Source organism: Catenovulum sediminis, assembly GCF_007289895.1.
In the GTDB taxonomy this organism is placed as follows: Bacteria; Pseudomonadota; Gammaproteobacteria; order Enterobacterales; family Alteromonadaceae; genus Catenovulum; species Catenovulum sediminis.
Map to the genome: position 1 here is coordinate 826,797 of NZ_CP041660.1, position 24,862 is coordinate 851,658.

The 24,862-nt window shown below is 40.7% G+C and carries 13 protein-coding genes; 6 read left to right on the forward strand and 7 right to left on the reverse strand.

Translation table 11 applies throughout. The annotated features are described in order from the left end of the window. Nucleotides 1–439: 439 nt before the first annotated feature. On the forward strand, nt 440–1,201 hold the full coding sequence (locus FNT16_RS03355) for an IS5 family transposase (RefSeq protein ID WP_143870214.1): 762 nt from the start codon (nt 440–442) through the stop codon (nt 1,199–1,201). Between the two features lie 82 nt (nt 1,202–1,283). Here FNT16_RS03355 and FNT16_RS03360 read toward each other — a convergent pair whose 3' ends face one another. The 3 genes from FNT16_RS03360 to FNT16_RS03370 form a co-directional block, all read right to left on the reverse strand. Further along, a complete protein-coding gene (locus tag FNT16_RS03360; protein ID WP_143870215.1) occupies nt 1,284–2,765 on the reverse strand; it encodes an aldehyde dehydrogenase family protein in 1,482 nt (493 codons plus the stop codon). Between the two features lie 256 nt (nt 2,766–3,021). Next, nucleotides 3,022–5,937 carry a TonB-dependent receptor gene (locus tag FNT16_RS03365; RefSeq protein WP_143870216.1) on the reverse strand — a complete coding sequence of 972 codons (2,916 nt, stop codon included), beginning with the start codon at nt 5,935–5,937 and terminating at the stop codon, nt 3,022–3,024. A 137-nt stretch (nt 5,938–6,074) separates the two neighbouring features. After that, a complete protein-coding gene (locus FNT16_RS03370; protein WP_143870217.1) occupies nt 6,075–9,542 on the reverse strand; it encodes a LamG-like jellyroll fold domain-containing protein in 3,468 nt (1,155 codons plus the stop codon). Between the two features lie 618 nt (nt 9,543–10,160). On the opposite strand from FNT16_RS03370, the gene FNT16_RS03375 reads away from it, so the two are divergent. The 3 genes from FNT16_RS03375 (at nt 10,161) to FNT16_RS03385 (ending at nt 14,288) form a co-directional block, all read left to right on the forward strand. Beyond that, nucleotides 10,161–11,054 carry a type 2 periplasmic-binding domain-containing protein gene (locus tag FNT16_RS03375; RefSeq protein WP_143870218.1) on the forward strand — a complete coding sequence of 298 codons (894 nt, stop codon included), beginning with the start codon at nt 10,161–10,163 and terminating at the stop codon, nt 11,052–11,054. A 32-nt stretch (nt 11,055–11,086) separates the two neighbouring features. After that, nucleotides 11,087–12,247, forward strand: a complete 1,161-nt coding sequence (locus FNT16_RS03380) for an aldose epimerase family protein (protein ID WP_143870219.1) — start codon at nt 11,087–11,089, stop codon at nt 12,245–12,247. A gap of 100 nt (nt 12,248–12,347) precedes the next feature. After that, on the forward strand, nt 12,348–14,288 hold the full coding sequence (locus FNT16_RS03385) for a glycoside hydrolase family 97 protein (RefSeq protein WP_143870220.1): 1,941 nt from the start codon (nt 12,348–12,350) through the stop codon (nt 14,286–14,288). Between the two features lie 149 nt (nt 14,289–14,437). On the opposite strand, the gene FNT16_RS03390 is transcribed toward FNT16_RS03385, so the two are convergent. The 3 genes from FNT16_RS03390 to FNT16_RS03400 all read right to left on the reverse strand — a co-directional run bounded on the left by FNT16_RS03390 (nt 14,438) and on the right by FNT16_RS03400 (nt 19,573). Next, nucleotides 14,438–16,270 carry a polysaccharide lyase family 7 protein gene (locus FNT16_RS03390; protein ID WP_143870221.1) on the reverse strand — a complete coding sequence of 611 codons (1,833 nt, stop codon included), beginning with the start codon at nt 16,268–16,270 and terminating at the stop codon, nt 14,438–14,440. Nucleotides 16,271–16,549: 279 nt separating this feature from the next. Further along, nucleotides 16,550–17,722, reverse strand: coding sequence for an FAD-dependent monooxygenase (locus tag FNT16_RS03395; RefSeq protein WP_143870222.1), 1,173 nt, complete (start codon nt 17,720–17,722; stop codon nt 16,550–16,552). A 414-nt stretch (nt 17,723–18,136) separates the two neighbouring features. Next, on the reverse strand, nt 18,137–19,573 hold the full coding sequence (locus tag FNT16_RS03400; protein ID WP_143870223.1) for a sugar porter family MFS transporter: 1,437 nt from the start codon (nt 19,571–19,573) through the stop codon (nt 18,137–18,139). A gap of 170 nt (nt 19,574–19,743) precedes the next feature. Here FNT16_RS03400 and FNT16_RS03405 point away from each other — a divergent pair, with 170 nt between their 5' ends. Continuing rightward, nucleotides 19,744–20,916, forward strand: a complete 1,173-nt coding sequence (locus tag FNT16_RS03405; protein WP_143870224.1) for a XylR family transcriptional regulator — start codon at nt 19,744–19,746, stop codon at nt 20,914–20,916. Nucleotides 20,917–21,005: 89 nt separating this feature from the next. Here the strand turns inward: FNT16_RS03405 and FNT16_RS03410 are convergent, their stop codons facing one another. Next, entirely contained in the window at nt 21,006–23,591 is a 2,586-nt protein-coding gene (locus FNT16_RS03410; protein ID WP_143870225.1) for a glycoside hydrolase family 3 protein, read from the reverse strand. Nucleotides 23,592–24,128: 537 nt separating this feature from the next. Here FNT16_RS03410 and FNT16_RS03415 point away from each other — a divergent pair. Then, nucleotides 24,129–24,839, forward strand: coding sequence for an NUDIX hydrolase (locus FNT16_RS03415; RefSeq protein WP_246072342.1), 711 nt, complete (start codon nt 24,129–24,131; stop codon nt 24,837–24,839). The last annotated feature ends 23 nt before the right edge of the window (nt 24,840–24,862 follow it).

Consider the following 24,862-nt stretch of genomic DNA (forward strand, 5'->3'; position numbering starts at 1 on the left):
CTGAATTTCCCTTTTTTGACGAGCCTATCATTTGCTTTGATTGGCAAATGATAGGTTGTTACCAATTGCCTAGATTAGATAGCTGTCTAAATTAAAAACTGTCTAATTTAATCGCTGTCAGCTTTTAAAGTAGTCGCTGAGAAAAAATATGTCCATACTAGTCGGCGGATATATTGCGACGAAAATCTTGCAAAACATCGCAAACGATAAACAGACAAAAAGTTAAAGATAAAGCGGCGCACTGCTAACAGACGAGTGGTAAAAAACAAAGGTAAATAAATAAGGGGCATTAAACTGACGGCAGGCGTTACCCGCAAAATAACAAAGCGAATATCAAAGAGCACTGCTTTAGGGCGTGTTGATCTTTGTTTAATAAATAGGCGGCATAACGACTAAGGTATAATGGTTTCGCCAAAAAACAAAACACCAATGAGCCGTTATGCCTAGAACTATGTTAACAGATAAAGCTTGGTTAAAGCTAAAATTACTGATGGAAGAAACAGGTCGAGTTTATAATAAATTTGAACATCGAAATACATTGGAAGGCATTCTCTACCGAATGCGCACAGGTATTCCTTGGCGCGATTTACCATCTGACTTTGGCGATTGGAGTACAGTTTATAGGCGCTTTAATTTATGGTCTAAGAAAGGGATATTAGATAATATATTCAAAGTGTTAGCTTATATTACAGACTCTGAGTGGTTATTTATTGATGGCACTATTGTGAGAGCGCATCAGCATAGTAGCGGTGCACAAAGTCAGAACGATGAGTCAATTGGAAAAAGTCGTGGTGGTTTGTCTACCAAAATCCATTTAGCTGTAGATAGCTATGGATATCCAGTCCATTTTGAACTGACAGGTGGGCAGCGAAATGATTTTATTATGGCCGAAGCCCTAATTAGGAACTCACCGAAAAGCGATTATGTGGTTGCAGATAAAGGTTATGACAGCCAATCCATTAGGGATTTTGTAACAGAGCAAGCTAATAGCAAAGCAGTGATACCAAGACGTAAAGACAATACAAAGAAAAACAAAGATATGGATTGGTGCTTGTACAAATATCGCCATCTAGTTGAAAATGCTTTTGCTAGAATTAAACATTTTAGAGCAATTTCAACAAAATACGATAAATTAGAAAGAAATTATGCTTCAATGGTGTCATTGGCATTCGCTATAATGTGGTTACCGATGCATTACTAATGTATAAAAAACACACAAAGATCAACAGGCCCTAGAGCGTGTTGCGCTTGCACATACACGCTCTCATTATCAAAACTAAAAACTAACTATATCTGAACCAAGTGGTTTTCATTTCGGCATATTGCTGCAAAGACCAAATCGACTTGTCTTTGCCCAGACCAGACTGCTTCATGCCACCAAATGGTACGGTTGCATCATCTTCACCATAGGCATTAACGTGCACGGTACCGGCTCTAAGTTGCGATGCCACTTGGTGCGCAGTATTAAAATCATCAGTCCAAACAGCTGCGGCTAAACCATATTTAGTTTGGTTTGCAACTTGCACAGCCTCAGCTGTGTCTTTTACCCGGATAACGGATACCACAGGACCAAATATTTCTTCCTGTGCAATCGGCATATCATTTCGCACCCCGGTTAAAATAGTAGGCTGGTAAAACGCGCCATTTTTGACGGGCTCAACCGCTTTACCTCCGGCAAATACCTCCGCTCCACTCTGCACCGCCATTTCAACATAATTGACGACTTTGTCCAATTGTTGATGGCTGACCATAGCCCCCACGCGCGTATCAGTTAACAGAGGATTGGCAGGTTGGTATTGATTGATTTGCTGTTTTAATAACGCCAAAAACTCAGCTTCACATTCGGCTTGAATAATCAGTCGCGAGGCCGCAGAACAAATCTGACCTTGGTTAAAATAGACGTGTCGCGCCATCGATTGTGCAGCATACTCTAATTGTTTTGAGCTGTTTAACACAATAAATGGACTTTTTCCGCCGCATTCCAGCGCAACTTTTTTTAAATTAGACTGTGCAGCATATTGCATTATTAATTTACCCACTTCGGTTGAGCCGGTAAAAAATATGCCATCGACATCCATATGCGAAGCAAGTGCCTGCCCTGTTCGGCCATCGCCGGTGACCACGTTAAAAACGCCAGGTGGAATACCGGCTTCAAGTGCCAGCTCTGCGACTTTAATTGCAGAATAGGTCGATTGTTCGGCGGGTTTTAACACCACAGAGTTACCCATTGCTAATGCCGGTGCAATTTTCCAAGCCAGCATAATCATAGGATAGTTCCAAGGAATAATCGCGCCAACAACGCCGAGTGGCTCACTGGTGATTGTTCCTAATGCACCATCTCGTGCGGGCGCGCAGTGGTCATATACTTTATCCAAAGCTTCAGCAAACCAGCGAATACTGGCCGCTCCGGTTGGGATATCGTCATACATTAAATTATGAATCGACTTGCCCATTTCTAAACAGTCTAACAAGGCTAAAGTGCCGACGTGTTGATTAATTAAATCAGAAAATTTAAATAAAATCTCTTTTCTTTTGGTCAGTGGTAAGCCCGCCCAACACCGAGAATTGTAAGCCTTACGTGCGGCATTTACCGCAATATTCACTTCTTTTTCGTTTAAAATCGCGATATCGGACAATGAGCGTAAATCAATTGGACTTGTCTTTTTATATAGTTCTCCGTCTGCATCAAAATGCTGACCGTTTATTAACGAACGTACTTCAGGTTTAAAAGTATCGGCTTGCACAGACCAGTCGATTGTCGACATAACTCACCTTATTATAAAATTTAACGATACACTAAATGACTTAAAAATTGGCACATCAAGACTGAATGACTGTATATAACAATAGGCAAAAAATCGTTCAATGATGTAAATTGCTAAAAAGTGTAGCACAGCTTAAATTTTACATAAAATTTACTTTTAATATAAAAATTGAAAAACAAAAACCCTCTTCATTCAGTAAATGAGAGGGTTTTTAAGCAGACTTAGTTTAATCAGCTAAACTAAGCGAGTCAGGCATTTACAATGAGTAACGAAGACCCAGTGCAAATGTGCGGCTGTAGTTGCCTGTGTAGAAGTTGTAAATATCATCGTACTGATAGTATTCCTGATACAACTCGTTGGTAAGATTAGTTGCATCAAAAGTCACAGTGAGCGCTTCTGTCACGTCATACGAAACCTGAAAATCAACACTGGTCTCAGGTCTGCGCCATACCGGCAACGGGTTAGCAAACAGTCTTGCTTCATAACGATGCATAAATGCTTCACGTTTTACGTAGGATAAACGCGAACTGAAATCGTCTTTTTCATATGCTAATACAAAGCTGAATGAATCCGGTGAAATACCAAACATTTCAGATTCTTCATACCCGGCAAAGGTTCCGTCACTGTTAAACAGTGGATTGGTCTGACTAGATTCCAGCGCAGTATAGCTCGCTTGCACACCAAAACCATCCAATACACCCGGTAGGTTTTCTGGGAAATAAACTAACCCTAGTTCAACCCCTTCTAGTTTTGCTGAGCCGGCGTTATTCGGCTGTGCTAAGACAAACGGATATTCAGCGCCTTCCAAACTGATAGAACGCGTTGTATCAACAATTAAACCTTCGATATCACGGCTGAAGATTGTGGCATATAGCGCGTTGCCTTCACCAAAATAATATTCCAGTGAAAAGTCCATATTGACCGATTCAACCGGTTGCAAATCTGGGTTACCTTGCCAAGCGGTTCCATAACCCACATTTGTGACATCCGGAGAATAAGATCGTAACGGATTAAATGCCCCAAAATCAGGACGTCGAATGGTTTCGGTATACGCAAAACGCATTAACCAATCATCCAAAAAGGTATAACGGACGATGGCACTGGGCAATAACTTACTACTTTCGTGTAAACCTTCGCCTTCACAATTAACTATGGTCTCTGCATCCATTGCATTATCAGCTGTTGGAGAGACCTGTGGATCGCGGCAGCGTTGTCTAAACAAAGTGTCGGTTTTTACATCTGAATAGCGTAAACCGAATGAACCATCAATATCACCGATATTGGTTTCATATAAGAATTTAGCTTCTGTGTAAACCGAAGCAGAAGTTTCTTCTGCACTCATCCCGTGGAACATCTCAAGTGTAAACACGGTCGGCACACCACCATCATACAACTTCAAACCACCTTCTGGGTAACCATTAAAGCCATACGCATCGCGGTAAAATTCTCGTTCGGCAAACAAGTGGTTTCCGTCTCCAATCACCCAATCTGTTGGGAAATCTGCTCTGTCATCAAAGAAATCAGATGAGTAATAGGCTAAGTCTGGATCGGTGCCGTTGATATCATTACAGTAAAAGCCTAAATCTTCATTGTCCGCACATTCTGCACGTGCACCACGACCATAACCATCGGCTTTACGAACGTCATAACGCACACCAAAGTTAACTTCTGTAATACCGGCAAAATCGGTATAAACTTGCCCATCCAAAGTAAAGGTAACAGAAGAACCTTCATCTTTGCCGCCGCTATCCCAAGCAGTACCCATAGTGTAGGTTTCAGGATTCGTTAATACAGAATCATCTCGCTCGGTTGCTGGATTATCCAAAAACGCCAGTGAAGGAATACCATTACCATTGTTAAAATCAACTTCAACACCGTAATAACCTGGCGTCCAATCACCATTGCTATTTTCAAATCTAGGATTCCAGCGGGTTGCAAAAAACTCAGACTCAAAGGTACTGTTTTGCATAACAATTTCCGACTCGAGTTTAAAGTCGGGTGTTATTTCCCACTTACCGCCCAAGGCGTATACGTAACTGTCTGTTTTGCCAATACCTGCATCGCCACTGTTAAAACCACCGGCACCATATACGGTACGCTCTTTGATGATATTTGTGCCTTCAAAAACTTTGAAGTCATCATTGAAATTCGTGTCTGCATTTGAATCGACAAAGGTAAAGAACAAACTATTAAAGCTTTGTGCACGATAACCGTTGTAGAAAGCCTCAAACAAGTATTCAGACTGGTCATTCGGTCTAAATTGTAATGAAATATTAGCCGCTGGTCTTTCTCGTTTACCGGTAAAATCAGAAGCAAAAACCGCATCCCGAGCTAAAAAGTATTCTTCTTCAACACCATCGATGGTTAGAGTCGAACCTTCAGCGAAAGGTAAACCTTCTAATAAACCCGCTTGCCAGCCACCATTGATTCGCTGAAAAGGTTGTAAATTAGGCGATTGAGGCTCTGGCCCTGCAAAAGGTACCGCTGCACCAGATGTGATATTCATATCACGCCAATTGGTTTCTGCATACGCGACGTTAACCAAAGCACCAAATTCACCTATGCTTGACTGCCAGCGATTTGACAACATTAAACTGACATTCGGATCAAACTCTTTCGCTTGGTCCTGATAAATACCGCGTGCCGCGGCAACCAGTTTAAATCCATCAAAATTAAACGGACGTTGTGTATGCACATCGATTTGTCCGGCAATACCCGTTTCAACTTGAGACGCTGAACGTGTTTTATATACATCAACACCTGCGATTAATGCGGCTGGCGTATCGGCCAAAGTATATCCACGACCAGTCGAGATAAAGATTTGGCGACCGTTAATAGTGGTTGTAACATCACTTAGACCCCGAATAGAAACCGCATTTACCTCACCGGATGCGCGGTCAGTGACCTGTATTCCGGGCACCCGTTGCAAAGCTTCAACAACGTTATTGTCTGGGAATTTACCAATATCTTCGGCAACGATACTGTCAACAACCTGGATTTCTTCACGCTTAAGATCGACGGCTTTAATCATTGAAGCGCGTATACCACTGACTTGAATCACTTCAACGTCATTATCTACTTCTGTTTCTTGAGCTTCTTGTGCAATCGCATTGTGACTGAACGCAAATAATGCGGTAGCGATTGCAGAGCTGACTAACGAGGGTTTAAACATATTGTTCTCCCAAAATTTTCTATAGAGCCCTTTGTTTGGGCTTGTACGTATTCTGATTGCAGTGAGGCATTGCCTCACTGCACTGCTTATTGGTTACTAATACTGGTTACTAATATTGGTTAAGTATCGATTACGGCTTATTGAGCACTTCGCTCGCTATAAAGTGCTTGCACGTCATCAACAGAAATTGGGTCATCGTAAATCACCAATTCGTCCATCAACCCATTGTAATTTGCATCAACTGGGAACAAGTTTGTCGCAAGTGCGAACTTAGAGTTTGCACCGGCTGGGGTAAACACATCCGGGAAACCATTTAATGTATTCACAAGTTCACCATTTAGGTAGGCGTTAAATACACCTTCATTTACAACAAGTACCACGTGCGACCATTCACCCGCAGGGATCTGCGAACCAATCGTACCGTCAAACCAAGCTTCACCAGACCACAGCATAGTATCGCCAGCACCCGGGCCAAACGGAACTAAACTCACCCAACTATTGCTGGCAGCGTAACCAAAGAACGCAGTGGTAAACTGTGTTTTAACCGTTGGATTCAACCATAAAGAAATGGTATAGCTATAATCCTGAATTAAACCATTTGGTAGTTTAACGCCCGGACCTTCATCACCTTTAAAGTCAAGCGCTGAGCCGACAACACCGGGTGCATAGGTCAAGGTTTGATTGCTTGGTGTAATTAATGGTGTTGTTTCCGTTTTATCTGCCGCTTCACCAGCTGCAAAGTTGCCAGTTGTATCTTCAACATTATCTTCAAAGCTAAAACGTGCTACCGGAGCGGGCGGTGTTTTAGAAATAACATTGGCGACAAATTCTTTAGTGGTTGATTGACCATCTAAGGTAATAGTGGCAGTTAAAGTGACTTCTACATCAGCTTGACCGCGTTCAGGTCGAGTGACTTCACCAGTTTGTGGATTAATCACCGAATCATCACTGGATGACCATGATAATGCAGATGCAAACGGACCCGTATGCGGTAGTATTAGGTTATCAATTACTGAGTTTAGATTGCCTAAATCCAAATCTTGCTCAGCAATACTCAATAACTGATCAGCTGGCAATATATCTACATCTAACGCTTTGATTTCAGCCGCTGATAACGCATCGTCGTACACTTTAAATTCGTCGATATAGGCGTTAAGCGGTAAATTCCAATAATTGACACCTAAACTAATTGTCGTAGACGCAGGTTTATTGGTGAAAAAGTCTTCTAACCCACTCCCCGTACCAACTGACTCACCATTAAAGAATACTTCTACTGAACCTTGGTTATAGGCATAAGCCACGTGATGCCATTCTTGATCTGGATAAGCAACACCAGTTACTGCATCAAACCAAGGGAAAGCACCGTCATCTTCATCATGACGCGCCCAAACCATTAAATTAGCATCCCAACTAGAAGGTAAAAAGCTAATCCATCTTTCAAACGGATCGGCTGTATGACCAACAAATAACGCAGGGCTAAACTGCATATCTGCTCGTTCATTCATCCAGAAAGAAACAGTATATTGGTCACTGGCAATAATATTATTCGGCAACAAAATACCGTAACTGCCGTCTAGATTAACCGCTTGCCCGACCTGACCTTCAACAAATGTTTCGCTGCCAATATCGGCATTAACTGGCTCGACATCAGCACTCTCAGGTTTAGTTAAGTTTGCACCAATCGCGATGGCATTATCAAAATTCATTAGGCCGTCAGTTAAGCTGCTGTCAAATGAATAATGTGCGGTACGGTTATAGGTAGAACGCGCAATCAATTTTACATCTTTAGTGATGGTTGCTGTTTGCCCTTTTAATTCAACATTAGCCGTTAAAGTAACCACTGTATCGCCTTCGTCTACATTCGGACGAGTGACTTTACCAGTGCTAGAAACAAACCTAGGGTGACTGGTTGACCAACTGATAGTCGCACCACGTGCACCTTCAGTTGAAAAATTAAGATCTTTAGTAACGGGCAATAACTCACCTGGTGTTACAGGGTTTGCGAAGGTTTGATCTATTGCTAAACTGATATCATCTACAATTTGACTGACCGATTTTTCGGGTAACTGAGCAGCAAATACTGACTCACCTGCCGAGCTCATCGCAGAGATAACCACTTCCAAACGCTGATCTTCAACGTTCCACTGCCATTTAGCATGTCCTTTATAAGTCACATCATCAATCGTTAATGATACACGGCCCCCTTCGCTTGGATATAATCGATACGAGCCGGAAACTTGCCCTTGAATATAACGTCCTTGATTGGTCAGCGTGACATAAACAGATTCATGCTCATCATTATTTGAATCATTGCCTTGCAAAATTAAGCGGTAATCTCCGGCAATGTCTTCAGGGTCTGCAATATTTTCCCCCTCAATCGGTGCATAACGATGCGGTGAAGCAACTAACCAACCGTCACTGTTAATCCACATTTCATGAATTCGAATAGAATGCGCTTCGATATTTTCAAAACGGCCTTCTTCTTGTGGGAAGCGGGTATGGGTAAATAATAAATGTTTGCCTAATTCTGCATCATATAATGCAGAGTTGTGGCCTGGAGCATTGTAGCCATACTGAGCAGATGGATCGCCATAGGACGATGTCCATAAATGACTGCCCATTAATTTATTACCCATATTGTTCGCGGTGCGGGCATTCACCATATCGTTACCCGCAGCATCTAAAAACGGACCATCCGGTGTTTTAGCGCGCGCCACCCGGATGTTGTAACCGCCATCTGCAGCAAACCCGGCATACGACCAGAATAAGTAATAATAGTCACTTTCTGGGCTGTACATCATAAAACTGCCTTCGATGGCGTTAAAATCACCACCCACCAAATGTTTACCAAAACCTTGATCTGGCTCTGGCATCCCGGAGGTTTCATCCATTGCCAGTATGTATATACCACCTGAATATGAACCGTATATCATCCATAAATTGCCGTCTTTATCATAAAAAGCCGTTGGGTCGATACCATTGGGATGAACCGCAGGGTTGTAAGAATCTAGATTTTCACCTGTTGCAGGGTCATAAACCGGAAAATCGCCTTGGATTTCTTCATCTGTGTGGCCGGTACGCAAAAATAATCCTTTATTTACGTAAGGGCCTTCGATCGAATCCGCTTCAGCCAGCCCCATATAAGAGCGATGCCAGCAAACTTCGTCGCGCTCTTCTGTATTGGGGTTATCAAATGCGCAGTGATTATAGTAAAACCAAAATTTACCGTTAGGTGCTTGTATAACGTTCGCCGCCCAATTACCGACAAAACCATCTGACCATGCGATACCTTCAGCGGCTTCTGTTTCGTAATCATCAAACGGTGCGCGCGTTGCCGCTTCCCAAGTCATTAAATTGGTTGTTTTGGCGACACCAAAATGCGAACCAAATACATAATATGCACCATCTGCTTTTATCACTGATGGATCGTGCACCGCAAAATCATTGTATGCAGAGCTATCCGAAATACTGGCTGTGGGGTCAGCTGCAATATAATCTGAATTATTGGGCAGAGTTGTCGTTGGAAGATCTTTTTTGTCTTCTCCACTTTCTGTACAACCAGAAAGTGCCACAATCCCCGCTAGTACGGTTAGTTTGAATTTCATTTATTTAACCTCACAAACGCTGTATTAAAACCTTTTAAAACATCAAAGCCACTGAACCCGTGTTCTGATGCACTTATTTGAACGAGCAGCTTTGCCATCAATGACTTGTTAGTGTGTCCTATCTGTTCGATTGTGCTCATGTATATTCTCGTTGTTATTATGTTAATACGAGTTGGAAAACTGGAATTCCGCTCCAAGCAAACCACTACAGTATTTTAGTAATACTTTTAAAAGTATGTCAAAAAAAAAGTGAAAGGTAAAGAATTTGTTAAACAACAATATAAATTAGTTACTAAAAAATCTAAATAACAAACCTAACACATTGAATTAATTTAAGTTAAAGTCACTATCATTTTATATATTAGAGACCAAATCGACATTAATCAACTCTGTTCATACAAGTAAATATTGTGCTTATTAACAATCTAGATTCCTTTTTAATCATATTTATACGTTTAAAAAATAAACTAACATGACAAACGATCGCCCATTGATATAGTGCCATACAAACCAAAATTCACAAAAAAATTACATTTAAATCAAAAAACACATAATAATAGATTGATTTTACCAACTACAATAATTTAGTATTACTTTATCAAATAATGAGGTAATCACATGCGTAATCTCTATTGGAAAAAGTGGTGTTTGGTCTTTATGAGTCTAGTTCTGACTAGCCAACCTTGTTTTGCCTTAGCTGAAAAGCTGACAATTAGACACAATAAAGTTGAAGGCATAGGTGCCAAAGAAGAATATCAGTTTGGCTTATTAAAACTTGCATTAGATTACGACGCACAAAATACCTACCAATATCAACCCGCCAGTCGCTTTTTACCGCAAGTCACCATGATGGAACAATTAAAAGCAGGTGAAATAGAAGTAGCATGGACGGGCACCTCAAAAGAACTGGAAACTGAATTATTGCCGATCAGAATTCCGCTTTATAAAGGTCTGTTAGGTCACCGTATTTTTATAATCCGAGAAGGCAACCAAGCTAAATTTGATGCTGTTGACACTTTTTCAGATTTGCAGCGTTTGACCGCTGCGCAAGAAAGAACTTGGGCAGATACTAAAATATTACGCAGCGCCGGAATTCCGGTAATTGGCACCCGCCGGTACGAGAACCTTTTTTACATGTTAGAGGGGGGGCGCTATGATTATTTCCCGCGTGGTGTGCATGAGCCTTGGTCTGAAATAGCGGCGCGTCCAGAACTCCCGCTCACCGTTGAAAAACACATCTTACTAAAATACCCGATGCCGGCTTATTTTTTTGTCCGTAAAGACAATTTTAACCTAGCCAACAAAATAGAAGCCGGTCTTAGACAGGCCATTCGGGATGGTAGCTTTGATGATTACTTTTTTAGCAACCCAATGATCAAAGATGTCATCGAAAAAGCACATTTAACCGAGCGGGTGATGTTTGAAATAGATAATCCAAATATTCCAGATGCCACACCGTTTGAAGATCCAAGTTTATGGCTAGATATCAATAATCTACCCCTTTCAAAATAACAAATTAGCGGTTTAACACTGCGGAGGAAACTATGTTTAATAGCCCGATAAAAAAAATTAAATTACTAGCGGTTTTAACCACTGTGTTGGCAGGTTGTAATACGATAAGTGAACAGCAAAATAACACTGATAACAAACAGTTAAAGCCCATTAAAAGTCAGTATTATGCGACTTTGCCCAATGGCGAAGTGGTAACTGAATACACATTGACTAACCCTACCGGTATCGAAGTTTCCATTATCAGTTATGGCGGTATTATTACCTCACTCAAAACACCAGACAGAAATGGAAAGTTAGCGGATATCGTACTCGGTTATGATTCAATTGATGGCTATCTAACCGACAGTAACTTTTTTGGGGCTTTGATTGGCCGTTACGGTAACCGCATCAACAAAGGTCAATTTACGATAGATGGCATTCAATACCAATTGGATACCAATGATGGCGAAAACCACTTACATGGTGGCGATGTGGGATACGACAGTAAAAATTGGTTTGTCACACCTTATGTTGATGGCGCAGATGTAGGCTTAAAAATGCAATTGTTTAGCCCAGATGGTGATGCGGGTTACCCCGGAAACTTAACCGTACAAGTTGATTATCGATTGGCTGGTAATGAATTGAAAATAGATTACAAAGCCACCACAGATAAAAAAACGCATGTCAATCTAACCCAACATAGCTATTTTAATTTAGCCGGTGAAGGCGATATTTTAGATCATCAATTAATGATACCAGCGGAATATATTACCCCCGTTAATTCCAGTTTGATCCCAACGGGCGACTTTATGCCAGTAAAAGGCACACCATTTGACTTTCGTACAGCAACCCCGATTGGTCAAGGTATAAACCAGAAGAATCAACAATTGGAATACGGCTTAGGCTATGACCACAACTGGGTTTTAACGACCGAAAACAATTTTGAATATAAATTAGCGGCTCGCTTAAGCGAAGAAAAGTCAGGTCGTGTATTAGAGATTTATTCAGAAGAACCCGGTATTCAATTTTATTCTGGTAACTTCTTAAATGGTAGCGCTAAAGGTAAAGGACGCACCTTTGAATATAGAAATGGTTTATGTTTAGAGCCGCAACATTTTCCGGATGCACCTAACCAATCTCGCTTTCAAAGCACTTTGCTCAACCCGGGTGAAGTTTACCATACCCGCATGAGTTATAAATTTACCACCGAGTAAGCTCAATTTGCTGACAAAAAGCGGGTAAAAGGCCGAGCACGGCCTTTTATTTTGAACCACTATGCGATTCAACAACAATAAATAATTATGGATAGATAAAATGTTTAAACACACTCTCACCTTATTAGGAGCCACACTGATAACAGCTTGTAGCCAATCCCCTAATTTAACATTACAAAGCCCAGATCATGCCATTCAAGTCAAACTTGAATTCGACGAAAATCAACAACTTTTTTATTCAGTTTATCGCAACAATGTAGAAGTGATTGAAAGTTCAGAATTAGGGCTGGTTTTTAAAGATAGGGTCTTTGCGTCAAACTTAACGCTATCAGAGCAATCCGACGTTTCTAAAATTATCGATACCTATCAACTCTATTCTGCAAAAGTGAAAAATGTTGCATATCAAGCAAATGAGCAAACTTTCACCCTTCAAAACGAAAATCAGCAAAAACTGAATATTCGCTTTAGAGTTTCCAATGATGGTGTTGCTTTTCAATATCAAGTATTAGCCTCGCAAGAAGACAATGCAGATCAACAAATTGAACTGCTTGATGAGTTAACTGAATTTGATTTTAATATGCAAACACGCGCTTGGTTACAACCTGTTGCAAAAGCCCAAACCGGTTGGTCAAATACCAACCCTAGCTATGAAGAACACTACTTAATGGATATTGCAGTAGACACACCGTCACCAACCGGTGCCGGCTGGGTTTTTCCTGCACTTTTTAAAAGCGCAAACACTTGGGTCGCGATATCAGAAGCCGGTATACAAGCACAACATAACGCGGCACGCCTAAGCAGCGAATCGCCAAATGGGCAATATGAAATAGACAAGCCGATGGATGCTGAAGTATTTACCGATGGAAAATTGATGAGCAATGGCGGTTTACCATTTCAAACTGCGTGGCGAATTATTGCGCTGGGCGATCTGAAAACCGTAAGTGAATCGACACTCGGAACCGACTTAGCCGAGCCGAATAAAATACAAAACACCGATTTTATCAAACCTGGCATTGCCTCTTGGAGCTGGGGCCTATTAAAGGACGACTTTACGATATTTTCTGTGCAAAAAGAATTTGTTGACCATGCGGCTGATATGAAATGGCAATACACTTTGGTGGATGCCGACTGGGATCAAAAAATCGGCAATGAAAAAATGCAAGAACTGACCGATTACGCAGCCAGCAAAGGCATTGGTGTATTAGTTTGGTACAACTCATCCGGTGAATGGAATACAACCCCTTATACACCTAAACATGCTTTGCTAACCCAAAAACAGCGTCGGGCAGAGTTTAAAAAACTTAATGAGATGGGCATTAAAGGCGTAAAAATAGACTTTTTTGCCGGTGATGGTCAATCGATGATGCAATATTATATCGATATATTGCAAGATGCGGCAGATTACGAACTATTGGTGAATTTTCATGGTGCAACCTTACCGCGAGGTTTAAACCGAACCTATCCGAATTTAATGACATCAGAAGCGGTACATGGTTTTGAAATGATCACCTTTTCGCAAAAGTCTGCCGACTTGGCCGCTAGCCATAGCGCAATGTTGCCGTTTAGTCGTAACTTATTTGACCCGATGGACTTCACCCCCACCACTTTTAATGACATCCCGAATATCGAACGCAAAACGACAAATGCATTTGAATTGGCGCAAAGTGTTTTATTTGTTTCGGGTATTCAGCACATAGTTGAAACACCAGCGGGTATGAAGAATACACCCTATTATGTTAAACAAGTATTACAGGAAATCCCCGCAAGCTGGGATGAGTCTGTATTCGTTGAGGGTTTTCCGGGGAAATTAGCCGTATTTGCCAGACGTACCGATAAGCAATGGTACATTGCCGGTATTAATGGTGAGCAGAAAACAAAAACGCTTACGTTAGACTTGTCACAATTTACCGGTAAAAATGCGTTTATCATTAAAACGGGTGAAGGACAGGCAAATATGGTCCGCAGCCCCATTAAATTAACCGATGACACAAAAGTCTCACTGTTAGCAAATGATGGATTTTTAATTCAAGTCAAAGAATAAAAAAGCGCTAAAGGTAAAATAAAGCTAAAATAAAGCTAAAAATACAAGACCGCAGCTGGCCAAGACTGATCATGCTGCGGTCTTTTTATGAGCAGGATAAACTAATAAATATTAATAGTTATTAGAATTAATATTAGTAGTTATTAATATTAGTAGTTATAGCCATTGTGGGTGTTATCTAAGCTATAAAAAGTAGCCTGCACATAGTCATCTCCATCACCTGTATTATTTTGGTTATAAACACCGGCTTTGAAGTACATATATTGGTCAGAGCCATCATGGTAACCACTGTTACTCATATCAACTGTCTGCACAACATCTGATTTACCGTCACGATAAATAGTGACTGTTAAGGTATTCCCCGTCACTTTAATGGAATAACTGAAAACTTCACCTAACTCAATACCATCTGAAGGTTCCGAAGCTGAACTTGAACGGTCACCAATCATGTTATACCACTGTTCACTATTGCCGTTACCCGGCTCATGTGCCAGATAAATAGAGCCTTTTGTATGACCCGGTAACAAGCGATAATACAATCGTGCTGGTTCATCGTCTTTAGCATGTATTTGGCCAATAATCACCCGCCCTACCTGACTGGAAGAACCGCTAGATGTAACATGATCTACTTTTAAAGTGGCCGTTAATTCGCCATCAACACCACCCGCTGCGTTTCTATCTGAAGAGGAATAACTAGAGAAAACCCAGTTATTACCATTAACACCTTGAGTGCTGATACTGGTATCACCTCGACGCAACATTTCTCTTAGCTCTGAACGTGTATAACTGGTATTGGTTGAAGTTTTTGGTGCATCAATAGGGGCTCTAAATACCATGCCACCGTCGGCAGCAGTATAAAACCATTGGCTATGTTCATAACCACTAGAAAGCTGGTTTTCTTTAATGGTGTCTGATTTACCATCGTTATTGTCATCAACCGGTACACCCAATGTCCAATCTAATAAATCAAAATTACCAGATGGTGGAAGATTCGGGTCTAAATCACCTGCTGGAGTTGGCGTTGGAGTCGGTGTTGGGGTTGGGGTTGGGGTTGGGGTATTTCCATCGGTGCATCCGCGAATATTGGCTTCAATAATACTGTTCCAAGTATTCGATGAATTTCCATAACCTGTAACACGCACATAACGCGCATCGGTATCTGCAAAATTATAAGTTTCAAAGCCGGCAGAAGAGCCACTGGATTGCTCATTAACCAACACTGACGTCCAATCATTATTGTTGGCTGAAGTATCTATGTCAAAGTACGAAACACGCGTATTGCCTTTGAACCACGCTAGCTGAATATCTTTAACTTTAGAAAGTACGCCTAGGTCATAGGTAATCGATTTTCCGCTACCATTAGATGACCAACGAGAGCCATCAGAAAGATCATCATCAATAGTATTATCTGGGCCATGGCCATCATGTGTACCATCATCAGATGCATCAACAATCGTCAAGTCGCTGCTACCGCTACAATCTACTCCACTCGGTGTTGGTGTAGGCGTAGGGGTTGGTGTGGGCGTGGATATACTTTCTAGCTTAAATTCATCAAACCGTCCTTCTCCACCATTGTATTGGGCAAACAAGGTCACCGAAGTGTTTGAACCAGAATTAAATTCTACTGATACCTGTTGCCAGCTACTGTCGCCACCTGATTGGCTATATGTTGTGCCGCCCGCAACAGCGCCGATTTCGCCCGAACCTTTAATATATGCGGTTAGTCGGTATTGTGTATTCGTGCTAACTGAAACTGACTGCTCCGCTCTGCCGCTTGAACCAGTCATTTTTGCTGAACGATTTCCGGTATATGCGTCTCCAGAAATAGCAGATGGGTCGGTATCATTCCACCCGTCCCAGCTTGATTCAAAGCCTGGATTTGTTATCGCCACTTCTGCTGCATTAACCTGACTTGCGCCACAAGCCGCTAAAATACCAGAAATGCAATATGCCAAATAATTGTTATGTGTAGTAGTTTTCATTATTACCCCTTTGTATGTGTTGTGTGATCAACCCGAACAAAGTTATAACAAATATTTAAAATTGATCAAGCAGTTTTATAATACAAAAACACCAAAAACACATTACAAATTGGTATTACAATTTTATAAACTTTATTTTTCAGATAGATAAAGCAAAATAAGCAATAAAAAATTTTATTTATTTTTTGAAATTATTTTTAGTAAATAATAAAAAAGGAGCACAGAGAAAAGAAGTCTTACAAAAAATTAAAATACGTATTACAAAACAGAGTAAAAACATCAAATTGGTAACCCAAAAGACCAGTTTTTAGCCATACCAGAAACAACCAAACCGTAATCAGTGTCTTTGCTGCGAATGTTTCTCTCTTGGCAATACGCTTTATCTTCGTTGAATATTGATGCTGCTAATTGACGACCCGCCATCGTTATCCCTTGTGTTTTTGTCATTCTTGCTGCTGTAAATTTGCTTAATGCCAAATTAAGTTCTTCAGAGTATTCTTCTAAATAGCGTGCCAGATGCCACGCATCTTCTAAAGCTTGGCAGGCGCCTTGACCTGATGTTGGTAATGGAGCATGTGCACTATCCCCCAATAAAAGCACATTACCTTTATGCCAATTATTAATCGGATCGTGATCATGCACGTATATTTTACCAATACTGGCTAGCGGTGTTTGTGTAATGATTTTAAATATCGGATCGGGCCAGCCTCTAAATAAATTGGTTAAATCAGGCTTAAAGGTATCAACCTTTATATCATCAATTTCCTCGGCTACGACACCAGCCGCCCAATAGGCTTTCGACTTGGAAATGGGTACCACGCCAAAACGTTGACCGACGCCCCAATAGTCAGAAACTGCTTTATCTTGGAAAATCTCTGAATCACTTTCAAATACGCCAATCCAATTTATAAACTTTTGAAAAACAGGTTTATGATCGCCGGTAACGAACAATCGCGCCATTGAGTTCATTCGTCCATCCGCACCTATGATGACATCAGGATGAATAGTCCTACCGTTTGTGAAGTGAACCGCTGTGTTCTGCTTATGCTCAGTGATATTTTCTGACAATGACTGAACGTTATGTTGATAGTGTATTAAAATACCCAATTCATATGCACGTTGAGTTAAAATGCGCATTAAATCTTTACGCAAAATAGAATAGCTTGGATATGCCATCAAGTTATTTAGTTTTCGAATATCCATTGACCCAAGCGCTTCACCTTCAGATGAATAACGCTTCATAAAGCTGATTAAACCAGCCACCTTTGCAACCTGAGGCAACACACCTAACTGTTCTAAAACAAATGAAGCATTGGGCCAACAAACAATACCAGCGCCAATCTCACTAGGCCCAGCATGACGCTCGTAAACATCAACCTTAAAACCGCGTTGTTTTAAAGCGATAGCGCTACTTAAACCACCAATACCACCGCCTAATATTCCTATATTCATAGTCAATTCCTTTGTGTTCGAGACGAGCTTCGAGCTTCGAGCTTCGAGCTTCGAGCTTCGAGCTTCGAGTTTCGAGCTTCGAGTTTCAAGTTTCAAGCTTCGAGTTTCAAGTTTCGCCAGCATTGTAGGTCGTGGCTTTAGCCCGACAATCAGGCAAAAAGCTACAAGCTACAAGTTTCAAGTTTCAAGTTTCAAGTTTTAAGTTTTAAGTTTCGCCAACATTGTAGGTCGTGGCTTTAGCCCGACAATCAGGCAGAGCTTCGAGCTTCACTGGAATTGTAGATCATTCCTTGGAGGTGACCATTCTCAATTGTCCGATTTTAAGTACCCGACATATTTAACCTTGTAAACACCAAAAAACATGTCGGGCAATTGCTGCGATTTACTGCTTATCAGAAAATATCTTAGACAATGTTAACCCTGCATTTCTTCCAGTTCTTTACCTTTAGTTTCATACACATACTTGTAAACAAAATATGCAGAAATCACAGCACATAAGGCATAAAAACCATACGCAAACGCCAATCCAACAGATCCTAATAAAATAGGGAATGTCATAGTAATTGCAAAATTAGCGACCCATTGGAAGAATCCTGCAATCGCTAAACCTAAACCACGGATTTGGTTGGGGAACATTTCTCCCAGCATAACCCACATGATAGGGCCCCACGATGCATTGAAGAAAATCACATACAAGTTCGCAAAAATCAATGCCAAAGTCCCCATATCTTCAGACAGCGAAAGAGCACCATTTGCATCTAAACTTGCGGTTGAAAACGCATAAGCTGCAACAGCCAACGAAACCGCCATGCCTAAAGAACCAAACCATAATAGCGGTTTGCGTCCCAATTTATCCACCAGCAAAATAGCAACAATACAAGCACCGATGCTCAAACTACCGGACAAAACATTAATAAATAACGAATCAGACTCAGAAAAACCAACCGATTGCCAAAGTACAGCACCGTAATAAAACACCACATTAATACCGACAAATTGTTGAAACACAGCTAAACCAATACCAATCCAGATAATAGGGCGTACTTTTTTAGTTGTTTTATCAATCAGATCACTTATTTTTGGCTGATGTTTATTGCCTTGATCTAACGACTTTTCAATTTCTAAATATTTTTGCTGACCCTGTTCCTGACCATACAATCTCACTAAAACAGATCGCGCTTTCTGCGTTTTATTTTTAGCAACCAGAAAGCGCGGGCTTTCTGGAATAAAAAATAAAGCAAATAAAAATATAGAAGCTGGGATTAACTCAACCCAAAACATCCAGCGCCAGGTGTCATAGCCCATCCACAATGTATTTAGCGCAGAACCGGAAATTTCCGCTAACATATAATTACTTAAAAATGCGCCGGTTAAACCCGATATAATCGCAACCTGTTGTATTGTCGTTAAACGCCCACGATAGCGCGCCAGCGCAACTTCACTAATATAAGCCGGAGTCATTACACTGGCAGCCCCTACAGCGATACCACCAATTACCCGATAAACAATAAATTCTTCAGAAGATGTTGCAATACCCGATCCCCAAGCAGACACGATAAACATAATCGATGAGATAATAAGCATGGTTTTTCGACCGTATAAATCAGCCATTCGGCCAGCTAAAGCGGCACCTATTGCACAACCAAGTAACATAGAAGCCACGTTAAACCCAGTGCCTGCAGAATCTGAGTTAAACGCGACCTGCAAACCTTCAACAGTGCCGTTAATTACGCCACTATCAAAACCAAATAAAAAACCGCCTATTGTGGCGATACAGCTGACGATTAATATAAGCAGTGTATTTTCACCACCATAATTAGTATTAGTCTGGTTGTTGGCAATACCTTCCATACTCTGACCTTTATGTTTAATTAAAATGTTACACGTTCAAAAAACGCAACAAGCTTGATATTTTATATTAACAAAACTTCTGCTATCTTGAGCCATATGAAATTTCATATTACCCATATAAAATTTGATAAAATGATAAACCAATAAAAAATATCAGAGATAATGCCCATATGCGAAAAGTAAAAAAAGTAGCCGTTTTGTTTAATGCCAACAAAGGTTATGACAGAAAGATAATTAAAGGCATATCTAGGTACACTCGCGAAGCGGCACATTGGCATATTTGCGTAGAAGACGATTTAGTCACGCGCTTAGACAACCTAAAAAGCTGGCAGGGAGATGGCATCATCGCGGACTTTGATGATCCGGCAATCGCAGAGTTTGTGATGAATAAAGGGTTACCTTGTGTCGCAGTGGGCAGCTCATATCGAGATAAAACTAACTACCCCAAAAATATTCACTATGTTGCAACAAATAATGATGAAATCGCTAAAATCGGTGCTGAACATCTATTTAAACTAGGCTTTAAACAACTGGCGTTTTATACCGGAATTGTTAACAAAAGTTGTCTATGGGCAGGCGAGCGTGCAGAAGCTTTTATCCAACATGCCAAAACTATATCGGGTCGTTCAAGTTCTATATACACCTATCAACCACAGAGTCAGGTCTTAGACAGAGTTGAAAACTTGAATAATCTGGCTGAGTGGATAGCAACATTACCCAAACCGATTGCCATAATGGCACCTAGCGATATGCGAGCTTGGCAGATATTTGAAGCCTGCCACCAGATAGACGTTAGTATTCCAGAGGAGGTTGCTATTTTGGGGGTCGACGGTGACGACCTTATATTGGATATCACCGGCAATCAACTCAGTACTGTGATGCAAGGCAGTGAACACATGGGATATTTAGCTTCGTCTATTCTCAATCAAATCATGAGCGGCGTGCCACCTGAAGAAAAACTACATATTGTTGATCCTATTGGTCTACAGGTTTGTCATAGTACAGACGTAGAAGTAATAGCTGATGAACTCGTACGACGCGCTTTGTCTTATATTAAAGCGAATGCAGCGAAAGGAATCAAAGTGGTGCACGTTTTAAATCATTTAAATGTATCCCGCGCCAATTTAGACAAAAGATTCCGAAAAGAACTGAACTCAACTGTGCATGATTTTATTTTTGAAGAGCAATTAAATTTAGTCGCAGATTACTTGCTAAATAGTAAAATGACACTCGCGCAAATTGCAGAAAGTGTTGGTTATAAGTCTCCGCAGTACATGATGATGGTCTTTAAATCACGTTATGATATGACGCCAAGTGAGTTTAGAAAAAAACACAGTAGCTAAATTTCTAACATGGCTAAGATGAAAAAACCCACAGCATTCGCCATGGGTTTAAAATTTAACGTTAAGCCTTCACCTTTCACCTTTAGTGATTAATTATCACAGACAGATAACTGCGACGCTTCCACATCCCCTTTTAACAAGGTTAAATTAGAAACCGCTAAGCCTAGTTTTCCTTCGGTTTTTAGTGACCAAGGTGTTGTCACCGCGTTCACCTGTTTGGCATTCGCTAAACAGCTGATATCTACCGATACATGTACCCAATGACCCGCTTTCTGCTGAACTAAAAATTCGGTTAAATCGATTTCAGCTGCACAGCTGTTAGCAGTACAAAATAGCCCCATAGTCGCAGCAGACTGTGGCGCCGAATCGAGCCGTAAGTCAAACTCCAATACAGTTTGTGCGTCAATAAGCTCAGACATATCCTTAGCATCTGTGTAGCTTAAACTCGCAATCGCCAAACTATCGCCAGCCCACACAAAACGTCTTGCGTCTTCTTGGTAGGCCAAGTTAATACCTTGTACTGTTAAGTTGTCACTACCCGCTGTTGTACCAGCTGGTCCATTGATAATCACATTCCAATCCTGCATATCACCGAGTGTCCAATTCAGACCTTCAGCCAATTGACGATAGAATAAAGCATAACCTAAATCAGTATCAGACTGCGATTTTACACGTGAACTGATATCCAACTGTGCAAGATTAACATCATCTTGATAGCGCAAGCCAAATCCATAAGCGAACAATGGATCGTAATTTTCATCATGGCGGTTAAGTACAAGCTGATTATCGTATTTAGGCCAAGAAAAAGATAATTTTCCTTTAAAATCATAGTTTATTTCACCACTGACTTTACGTAATAAAACATCCGCAACCCCTTGCCCTTCTGAACCGGGTAGCCAAGCAGCAACAAATGCATCCGAAGCGTTTAATTCTTTATTAACCCATAATGGACGACCACTGATAAAAACGGTAACCACTGGAATGCCTTGCGCTTTAAGCTTGTGTAACAACTTGAGATCTTTTTTCGTCTCTTTCTGGTATTCAATATACTGAATGTCACCAAACCATTCTGCATATGGCTTTTCACCAATCACAACCACAGCAACATCAGGTTTAGTTTTATAGTCACCTGTTTCACTTAAAGTTATTTGACCACCAGCTTGTTTAACGGCATCAGCAAGCCCTTGATAAATGGTAGTCGCCCCAGGAAAATCCTCATTGGTATTGTCCGTTCCTTGCCAGGATACACTCCAACCACCCGCTTGCTTAGCCATATTGTGTGCTGCATCACCGGCAACCAGAATATTTTGTTTAGGGTTAAGCGGTAGAATTTGATCATTGTTTTTCAGCAACACAAGTGATTCTCTAACCGCTTGACGCGCCAATTCTCGGTGTGCTTTTGCACCAAATACCGAGAGCTCATTTGACAATACGCGCTCTGATGGTTTGCCTCGCTCAAACAAACCCCAACGCACTTTAGCCCGTAAAAAACGACTAACCGCATCATCTATACGAGACATTGGAATTTCACCACTTTTTACCTGTGCCACCGTATTATGGTAAAACGCTTCATAATGTTCTGGTACCATTAATATATCAACCCCGGCATTAATCGCAGCAGCACAATGCTCTAGCGTGCATCCATCAACAAATTTGTGCGCATTCCAATCAGACACAACAAAACCATCGAATCCCATTTGTCCTTTAAGCACATCGGTTAATAAATATTTATGGCCGTGCAAACGCACACCTTTCCAACTATTAAAAGAAGCCATTACAGACTGCACACCCGCTTCAATAGCGGTAAAATAACCGGCGGCATGAATATCCCGTAAATCGTCTTCACTGGCAATCGTGTCACCTCGGTCGATACCATTTAATGTACCACCGTCACCGACAAAGTGTTTTGCTGTCGCAATACGACGGTAACCCTTTAGAAAATCAACGCCTATTTCACCTTGAATGCCTTTTACAACTTCTCCTGCATATGAGGCTACAACTTCAGGATCTTCAGAGTAACTTTCATAAGTTCGCCCCCATCTATCATCGCGTACCACGGCAACCGTAGGCGCAAAACTCCATTCAATACCGGTAACAGCTACTTCTTTCGCCGTCGCATCACCAATTTTTTGCATTAATTCAGGATTACGTGCCGCGCCCAAACCGATATTGTGAGGAAATAACGTGGTACCAGATACATTACTATGGCCATGCATAGCATCCGTTCCCCAAATAGCCGGTATTCTGCTGCCGTCTACTGAGTCATCAACAGAAGCTTCATACATTTCATCTGCATACTTTAACCATTCTTGCGGGGCTGCTGTTTTGTTACCGTATGGCGCGGTATTACCACCATTTAAGTATGAACCAAAACCATATTTACGCATTTGCTCAAGCGTTAAGTATCCAATTTCCGGCTGTATCATTTGAGCAACTTTCTGCTCTAAAGTCATACCCGCCAATAATTCAGCTACTTTTTGCTCAACCTTTTCATCTCTTTTTAAATTTTTATTTGCATACGGCCATGTCACTTGAGCATTTTCAGCTTGGTGTTCAACAGTTTTTTGTTCTTGTCCGGTTGCTTTTTTATCTTCTGATTGCTGCGAGCAGGCAGACAAGGAAGCTATAAACGCCGTGAGAACCAGACTTCGCGGGGTAAATGACAGTTTTTTCATAAACAGACCTAGTTATATTTAAGATTAACGACTGACATCCTGCATAAAATAAAGCAGTCGATTTTGATCTTTGAAGCAAAAAAACAAAATATAAACAATTACCAAAGCATTACTATTTAAGACTTGGATGTGTGCTGTTTGTGTACGATTTGTGCACTGTACATCCGAGTTATCTTATTATCATCAAGCCTTTTTTAACTAAAAAGTAGTCCACGTATTGAATTTTGCAAGCAGATTGGGTTTCTTTAAAATGCACCTCAGCATTCAATTTAAATCACTCATGAAAGTTATTTTTATTTATAATAAAGCGTAACCATATGTTTTAAATAATATTAATCTCTTCAGACTCTTTTTAATTGAGGAATCAGGCAAAAAATAAGTCACACTTTTTATCACTGCCATACTTTTAATTAGCAATTTAAACGGTGTATGATTGGAAAAAATTTGTAAACGATGAAAACGTTCAGCGTTTAGTTTGTAAGTTAACCTTCTAATTAAAATAATCATTATTAAAATATGACACACACTGAAACTTTAATGGCAGCAGAAATGGATAAAGAAGAACAATTACCGGAAAACGTCATGCCGAGTATTTCCGTCGATAATTTAATTTTTGCAATGCAAAACGGACGACTAAAGGTATTGTTAGTCAAATACAAAGAGGGGTTAGCCGCTGATAAATGGGGCTTAATCGGTCACTGGGTACAATACGACGAAAGCTTAGAAGAAGCGGCTCACCGAGTTGTCACCTCAACCACAGGGGTCGTAAATTTATACTTAGACCAATTAGGTGCTTTTGGTAAAGTTAACCGATACCCGGGCCGTCGAATTATTACCGTCGTCTATTACTCTTTAGTTCGCTTTGAAGAAGCCGAATTACAGCAAGGCGATAATACCCATGAAGTTGCGTGGTTTGATATTCGAGAAGTTCCCGAGCTGATTTTTGACCACAAAGAAATACTTAACGCTTGTTTAGAGCATCTAAAATACAAGGTGCGCCATGAGCCTATTGGCTTTAGCTTATTACCTGAAAAATTCACGCTCTTGCAATTACAAGAAATTTACGAAGCAATTTTAGATACTAAATTAGATAAACCGAATTTCCGCCGTAAAATTCAAAAAATGAATTTACTAATCAACTGTAAAGAAAAACAACAGGCAGTGGCACATAGAGCCGCGACTTTGTATCGATTTGATATAAACGTTTACGAAAAACTGAAAGAATTTGGATTTAATTTCGAATTCTAATCGTTTGAGTAACAGCGGATAAT

What these genes read in the sequence shown, in the direction of transcription:
- FNT16_RS03390 (WP_143870221.1), bottom strand. Translation starts at nt 16,270, where the DNA reads ATGAAAACTACTACACATAACAATTATTTGGCATATTGCATTTCTGGT.
- FNT16_RS03355 (WP_143870214.1), top strand. Translation starts at nt 440, where the DNA reads ATGCCTAGAACTATGTTAACAGATAAAGCTTGGTTAAAGCTAAAATTA.
- FNT16_RS03360 (WP_143870215.1), bottom strand. Translation starts at nt 2,765, where the DNA reads ATGTCGACAATCGACTGGTCTGTGCAAGCCGATACTTTTAAACCTGAA.
- FNT16_RS03405 (WP_143870224.1), top strand. Translation starts at nt 19,744, where the DNA reads ATGCGAAAAGTAAAAAAAGTAGCCGTTTTGTTTAATGCCAACAAAGGT.
- FNT16_RS03380 (WP_143870219.1), top strand. Translation starts at nt 11,087, where the DNA reads ATGTTTAATAGCCCGATAAAAAAAATTAAATTACTAGCGGTTTTAACC.
- FNT16_RS03370 (WP_143870217.1), bottom strand. Translation starts at nt 9,542, where the DNA reads ATGAAATTCAAACTAACCGTACTAGCGGGGATTGTGGCACTTTCTGGT.
- FNT16_RS03375 (WP_143870218.1), top strand. Translation starts at nt 10,161, where the DNA reads ATGCGTAATCTCTATTGGAAAAAGTGGTGTTTGGTCTTTATGAGTCTA.
- FNT16_RS03395 (WP_143870222.1), bottom strand. Translation starts at nt 17,722, where the DNA reads ATGAATATAGGAATATTAGGCGGTGGTATTGGTGGTTTAAGTAGCGCT.
- FNT16_RS03410 (WP_143870225.1), bottom strand. Translation starts at nt 23,591, where the DNA reads ATGAAAAAACTGTCATTTACCCCGCGAAGTCTGGTTCTCACGGCGTTT.
- FNT16_RS03385 (WP_143870220.1), top strand. Translation starts at nt 12,348, where the DNA reads ATGTTTAAACACACTCTCACCTTATTAGGAGCCACACTGATAACAGCT.
- FNT16_RS03365 (WP_143870216.1), bottom strand. Translation starts at nt 5,937, where the DNA reads ATGTTTAAACCCTCGTTAGTCAGCTCTGCAATCGCTACCGCATTATTT.
- FNT16_RS03400 (WP_143870223.1), bottom strand. Translation starts at nt 19,573, where the DNA reads ATGGAAGGTATTGCCAACAACCAGACTAATACTAATTATGGTGGTGAA.
- FNT16_RS03415 (WP_246072342.1), top strand. Translation starts at nt 24,129, where the DNA reads ATGGCAGCAGAAATGGATAAAGAAGAACAATTACCGGAAAACGTCATG.